Source organism: Rhizobium sp. P2_G2 (genome assembly GCF_056403555.1).
Genome location: NZ_JBFUFF010000035.1, coordinates 61,572 through 67,657, shown reverse-complemented (window position 1 = coordinate 67,657; position 6,086 = coordinate 61,572). Strand labels below are relative to the sequence as shown.

Genomic DNA, 6,086 nt, shown 5'->3' with positions numbered 1-6,086 from the left:
CGATGGCGCTGGGCTGCAACTTCATGTCTCTCGGCAAGGATCGCGTGATTGCGCCGACCTCCAGCCGCGCGCTGGTGGAGCAGCTCAAGGCGCGCGGTTTCGAGGTTGCGACCGTCGACACTGCCGAGATTTCCAAAACCGGCGGCGGCATCCACTGCATGGCGCAGGCGCTCCGCCGCGAGGCTGCATAACGACGACGCCTGCGGGAGGATCTATGGCCAATATTGCAAAACGGTTTCCATCCGTCCCGCACATGAAGAAGGCAGCCCGGTGGCACATACCGGGCTTTGCCTGGGAATATATGACCGGCGGCATCGGGCTGGAAGAGAATGTCCGGCGCAACTCCGATGATCTGCAGAAGATCCAGTTCATGCCGCGCTATCTCAGCGAAGCGCAGTCGCCGGTCATCTCGACCAAAATCTTCGGCAAGACCTATGACGCGCCGTTCGGCGTGGCGCCGGTCGGGCTCGCCGGCCTGCAGATCCCCGGCTGCGAACCGCCGATCGCCAAGGCGGCGCTGAAGCACAACATCATCCACATCCTGTCGACGCATGCCACGACCAGCCTCGAGAAGATGAAGACCTTTTCGGGGCCGAACGRCTGGTTCCAGCTCTATCCGCCCAACGATCCGAAAATGGAAACTGACATGGTCGAGCGGGCCAAGCGCTCCGGTTATGACGTGCTGGTGGTCACCGTCGATATCCCGGCCCCGACGCGGCGTGACCGCGACATCCGCAACGGCCTGTCGGTGCCGCCGCAGTTCGGACCGCGCACGGTCTGGCATGCGGCGATGCGGCCGACCTGGCTGATGCGGCTTGCAAAGCATGGCATTCCGCATTTTGAAAACCTGACACCCTATGCGCCATCAGGCCTTTCGGTCACTGAATTTGCCAAATTCCTCGGCGGTATCCTTGCCAACCAAATCACGGCGGAGCGGTTCAAACGCATTCGTGATCAGTGGCCGGGCAAAGTGATCGTGAAGGGCGTGCTCGATCCGGACGAAGCGGCCGAATATCTGGCGCTCGGCGCAGATGGTATCATCGTTTCCAACCATGGCGGGCGGCAGCTCGATGCGGCGCCGTCTTCCGTTTCCATGCTGCCCCTGGTGCGCAAGCGGGTCGGCAAGGAGGCGCTGGTGATGGCTGATGGCGGTGTGCGCTCGGGGCTCGATATCGCCCGGATGATCGCGCTTGGCGCGGATTACGTCTTCATGGGCCGGCCCTATATTTTCTCGGTCGCAGCGATCGGCGACGATGGCCCGGCACATCTCATCGAGGTGCTCAAGCTGGAACTCACCGGCACGATGCAGCAGATGGGCTGCCGAACGCTGCCGGAACTCGCGAATTTTCTGCATGAGCCAGCCGCTTGGCTGAGGGAGCGATGAACCAGCAACAGACTGAATTTATTGCAGCACTTTCGTCGGCGCTGGATCAGGCGATCATCTTCATCGGCGACCGCATTCCGGAAAAGGCCCGCAGCGATGCCAGCCAGACCGGCCGGCATATGCCGCTTGTCTATATCAGGCCGCGTAGCGTCGAGGAGGTTTCGGCGGCACTGAGGATCTGCAACGCCCAACGGGTGCCTGTCGTGGTTCAAGGCGGCATGACCGGCCTTGCCGGCGGCGCCAATGCGAGCGGGGATGAGGTCGTCGTCACCATGGACCTGATCGCAGGCGTCGAGGGCATCGATGCCGCGGCTGGCACGATGACGGTCAAGGCCGGCACGGTGCTGGAGGTGGCGCAGAGGGCGGCGGAAGAGGCCGGTTTCCTGCTGCCGATCGATCTCGGTGCGCGCGGTTCCTGCCAGATCGGCGGCAATCTCTCCACCAATGCCGGCGGTATCCGTGTCATCTCGTATGGCGTGACGCGCGACAACGTGCTGGGGATCGAAGCAGTGCTGGCCGACGGCACGGTGCTCTCCTCGCTCAACCGCATGCAGAAGAACAATACCGGCTATGATCTCAAGCACTTGTTCATCGGCGCGGAAGGCACGCTGGGCGTCATCACCCGCGCGGTGTTGAAACTGAAGCCGCTACCGACTGGCCGGGCGACGGCACTTTGCGGACTCAACAGCTTTGAGGATGTCGTCGCGCTGCTGCACCATGCGCAGAAGTCTCTGCCGGGACTCTCGGCCTTCGAGCTGATGTGGGAAGCCTTCTTCCGCTTCAGCCGCGAGGCGGAAGGGTTCAAGTTCTTCGATCAGGATTATCCCTTCACCGTCATTATCGAGCAGTCTGGCGAGGAGAGCCTGGAAACCTTCCTCGGGGCGATGTTCGAGGAAGGCATGATCGCCGACGCCCTGATCGCTCAATCAGAGAAGGAGCGCGGCCAGTTCTGGAAAGTGCGTGAGGGCCTGTCGCTCGACGCCCTGCCGCGGTTGATCAATTTCGACGTCAGTTTGCCGATCGGTGTGCTGGACAAATATGCGAAAGAGGTGACCGCGGCGTTGGAGGCAGAATTTGCCGGCATACATGTATCGGTCTTCGGTCATGTCGCCGACAGCAATATCCATCTCTGTATTTCGGCCGGCGCGATCGATGATGCGACTGAGCATCGGATCGACATGATCGTCTACGATCACGTGCGGACATATCAGGGCTCGATCTCGGCTGAGCACGGGATCGGCACGCTGAAGCGGGATTATCTGCCTTATTCGCGCAGTCCTGAAGAGTTGGACGTGATGCGGCGGGTCAAGCAGGCGCTTGATCCGAACTGGATCCTCAATCCGGGAAAGGTGATTTGAGCTGCGGTGGCTTCGGGAGTTTCAGCCGAAGCTTCCTGGCGAATTAATTCAAGTATTGCTAAAATAAAAGACTGGGACATATACTGCCCGCGATCAAGCCTATTGAAAACGGGAGAATTCAATGGTCGACATCCCACCAATCTTTACAGTTTCCGACCTCAGGGAGAACGGCTTGTTTTTGCAGGCCGAAGTGCCCACCGTCGTGGTCACCGCGAGCGGGACTATCATTGGACCCGATGATTTCGGCGTGAAGAGCTACGTGAGCAACTCCGCAGCCTTCATTCGCGGCACCGTGGTTGCCAATCATCAGGGCATCACCTTCGGATATAGTGACACGCCCGGATCCGGAACAATGACGGGTGAGAAGATCGTCGTCTATGAAGGTGGGTCCGTTTCCAGCATTGCTGCGGGATATGGTGCACTCGCCATCACCGGAAACAACAGCAGCATCACCAATGCGGGCCTCGTCTCCGGCACTGGCTACGGCATCTATTTCGACACGGAAACAGACGACGGTGGTAAATCGCAGATACTCAATACCGGGACGGTCTCGTCGGACAGTTACGGCATCTATGCCCTCGGTCACCAGGAACTGGATATCAAAAACACCGGTATAATCTCGGGGATCACTGCAAGCTTCTTCGAGTTCCAGGACGAGGCGGTCCAGAAGATCACCAACAATGGCCAGATGTTCGGCGATGTCCTGCTCGGCGGCGGCTCCGATATATTCAACAGCCGCAGGGGGGCGATCGACGGCAATATCCGCGGTGGCGATGGCAATGACCGGATTATCGGCAGCGGCGACGACGACCGGATCTACGGCGAGGGAGGAGCGGATAGCCTCACCGGTGGGGCGGGGCAGGACACATTCGTCTTCACCAGTTCTGCGCCGGGCTTCCTGGAAGTCGACAAGATCAGGGACTTCAATCACGACGACGACGTTTTCGAACTTCAGTTCATTTCCATCTTCCGCCGCGTCGGTTCGCTGCTGAAAAGCGAATTTCAGGTTATTTCCGATCCCGACTCTACAACCGGTGTCACCGCCATCACCCGAATTCTCTATGACAAAGGGCACGGCGACATCTACTTCGATCGGGATGGATCGGGGACGAAATACGATCGCGTGGAACTCGCACATATCCAGCCGGACACCAAGGTCGACTACACGGATTTTCAGCTGGGTCTGTCGATTTAGCCGCTGTTCCAATGCGCCGTGATGCGTCCGTATGAATGTTGTTTCCGCCGTGACAAGATGGACCCATCAGCAAAAGTCATGGTCTTCGGCTCTTTGCTTGATGGTAGGCGCATGGCAATGTCCCGCCACCTGATTGTCTTGGAGTATCCGGAACATGCGCGCAATGTACTACGAAACCTATGGCGTCACGCCGGAAATCCGCACAGTGGCTGACCCCGCGGTCGAGCCGCATGGTGTGGTCATCAAGGTCGAGGCCTCGGGCATCTGCCGCAGCGACTGGCATGGCTGGCAGGGGCATGATCCGGATATTCACCTGCCGCATGTGCCGGGCCACGAGCTGGCCGGCACGGTGGCGGCGGTCGGCGCGCAGGTGACGCGCTTCAAGGTCGGAGACCGGGTAACAGTGCCTTTCGTTTCCGGCTGCGGGCATTGCGAAGAATGCCATTCGGGCAACCAGCAGGTCTGCTCGCATCAGATGCAGCCCGGCTTCACTCATTGGGGATCGTTCGCCGAATATGTCGGCATACACTATGCCGACACCAATCTCGTGCATCTGCCTGACAGCATCGATTTTGCCACTGCTGCCAGCCTCGGCTGCCGCTTCGCCACGTCCTTCCGGGCGATCGCCGATCAGGGCAGGGTGAAGGGCGGCGAATGGGTGGCGGTGCATGGCTGCGGCGGCGTGGGCCTGTCGGCGATCATGATCGCCAGTGCGCTCGGGGCCAGCGTCGTCGCCATCGACATCGCCGACGACAAGCTCGCCTTCGCCCGCTCGATCGGGGCGGTGGCGACTGTCAATGGCAGGGCGGTGGCCGATGTGCCAGAAGCCGTGCGCGAAATTACCGGTGGTGGTGCGCATGTCTCCGTCGACGCGCTCGGCCATGCCGTGACCAGCTACAATTCCATCCGCAATCTCCGCCGCCGCGGCCGGCATGTACAGGTCGGCCTGATGCTCGGCGACGATGCGGATGCGAAAATCCCGATGGCGCAGGTGATCGGCCACGAGCTGGAGCTCTATGGCAGCCACGGCATGCAGGCCTGGCGCTATGGCGCCATGCTGGAGATGATCGCCACCGGCAAACTGACGCCGCAAAAACTGATCAACCGGCATGTCAGCCTCGAAGAAGCCGTACCGCTGCTCACCGGCATGGACACGTCGACCGAAATCGGCATCAACGTGATAACGGTCTTCGACCGGTAGCCTTCGTCTGACAATCTTCGATTGACGGTCTTCGACCAATGACGTGCGGCTGCACGTCATTGGTCGAATGGCGGTCTCCCGTCAGTACCAGTCGCCGCGTTCGGCCTCGGCCGGCATGGCAGCCGGACCGCGATGCAGGAAGGCGTCGTTGTGGACGATGATGCCTTCGCCCGTCACATACACCACCGCATAGGCCGGCGGCTCGTCGCTGTAGACGGTTTGGACCGAACCACTCACCAGCGGCAGCTGATGATTGATCGCCGGCAGCGCCGAAAAGCTGATGCTGCGCCAGACGCCGCTCACAGCGCGATGGCCATGGCCGAAGAAGATGTGCTTGACGAGGTGTCCCTGCAGCAGGGCGGCGAATTCTTCGGGATCGTCGAGCATGATCTTGTCCATCAGTTCATGCGCGATCGAGAAGGGCGGATGGTGCATGAAGAGATAGACGGGACGCCCGGCGGCCTTGTCCAGCGCCTGCTTCAGCCATTCGCGCCGCTCCGGCGAATAAAGGCCGGCGGAGGAGGGCGGACCCTTCAGCGTATCGAGGAACAGGAAGACGCCGCCGTGTTCTTCGCGCATGTCCTGGACGAAGCCGCCGTGATCGCGCGGGTGATCGACGAAGACCTGCTTGAAATTGTCACGATCGTCATGATTGCCGAGCATCAGCTGCGTTTCGATCGGGAAGGCGGCCAGGCGGTCCTTGAGCCATTCGTAGGCGGCAATCTCGCCGCGATCGGCAAGGTCGCCGGAAATGGCGCAGAAGGCGGCATCGGGATGGTGTTTGGCGATGTCGTCGAGACAGGCTTTGAGGCGCTCGACGGGATCGAGCCCCCAGAGTTTTCGGCCGGGGGCGATGAGGTGGAGGTCGGTGAGGTGGATGAATTTCATGGGTGGGGTCCAAAAATGCGGCTTGGCGGACTGGGCTACCCCCCTCTGCCCTGCCGGGCA

At 60.8% G+C, this 6,086-nt stretch carries 6 protein-coding genes; 5 read left to right on the top strand and 1 reads right to left on the bottom strand.

Annotated elements, in window-relative coordinates; all coding sequences use genetic code 11:
* The 5 genes from AC1D06_RS22805 to AC1D06_RS22785 form a co-directional block, all read left to right on the top strand.
* The coding region (locus tag AC1D06_RS22805; RefSeq protein WP_477988082.1) for an arginine deiminase family protein at positions 1-191 on the top strand (191 nt) is incomplete at its 5' end.
* 23 nt (positions 192-214) lie between these two features.
* A complete protein-coding gene (locus AC1D06_RS22800) occupies positions 215-1,384 on the top strand; it encodes an alpha-hydroxy acid oxidase (protein WP_477988081.1) in 1,170 nt (389 codons plus the stop codon).
* On the top strand, positions 1,381-2,742 hold the full coding sequence (locus tag AC1D06_RS22795; RefSeq protein ID WP_477988080.1) for an FAD-binding oxidoreductase: 1,362 nt from the start codon (positions 1,381-1,383) through the stop codon (positions 2,740-2,742). Before AC1D06_RS22800 ends, AC1D06_RS22795 begins: the two co-directional genes overlap by 4 nt.
* Positions 2,743-2,863: 121 nt before the next feature.
* Positions 2,864-3,937 carry a calcium-binding protein gene (locus AC1D06_RS22790; RefSeq protein WP_477988079.1) on the top strand — a complete coding sequence of 358 codons (1,074 nt, stop codon included), beginning with the start codon at positions 2,864-2,866 and terminating at the stop codon, positions 3,935-3,937.
* A 154-nt stretch (positions 3,938-4,091) separates the two neighbouring features.
* The gene (locus AC1D06_RS22785; protein WP_477988078.1) at positions 4,092-5,138 is read left to right on the top strand and encodes a zinc-dependent alcohol dehydrogenase family protein; all 1,047 of its coding nucleotides are present in this window, start codon (positions 4,092-4,094) and stop codon (positions 5,136-5,138) included.
* 81 nt (positions 5,139-5,219) lie between these two features.
* Here AC1D06_RS22785 and AC1D06_RS22780 read toward each other — a convergent pair whose 3' ends face one another.
* Positions 5,220-6,026, bottom strand: coding sequence for a phosphodiesterase (locus AC1D06_RS22780; protein ID WP_477988077.1), 807 nt, complete (start codon positions 6,024-6,026; stop codon positions 5,220-5,222).
* Positions 6,027-6,086 lie beyond the last annotated feature (60 nt).

Coding starts and splice junctions, on each gene's coding strand:
- AC1D06_RS22780 (WP_477988077.1), bottom strand. CDS start 6,026: ATGAAATTCATCCACCTCACCGACCTCCACCTCATCGCCCCCGGCCGA.
- AC1D06_RS22785 (WP_477988078.1), top strand. CDS start 4,092: ATGCGCGCAATGTACTACGAAACCTATGGCGTCACGCCGGAAATCCGC.
- AC1D06_RS22795 (WP_477988080.1), top strand. CDS start 1,381: ATGAACCAGCAACAGACTGAATTTATTGCAGCACTTTCGTCGGCGCTG.
- AC1D06_RS22790 (WP_477988079.1), top strand. CDS start 2,864: ATGGTCGACATCCCACCAATCTTTACAGTTTCCGACCTCAGGGAGAAC.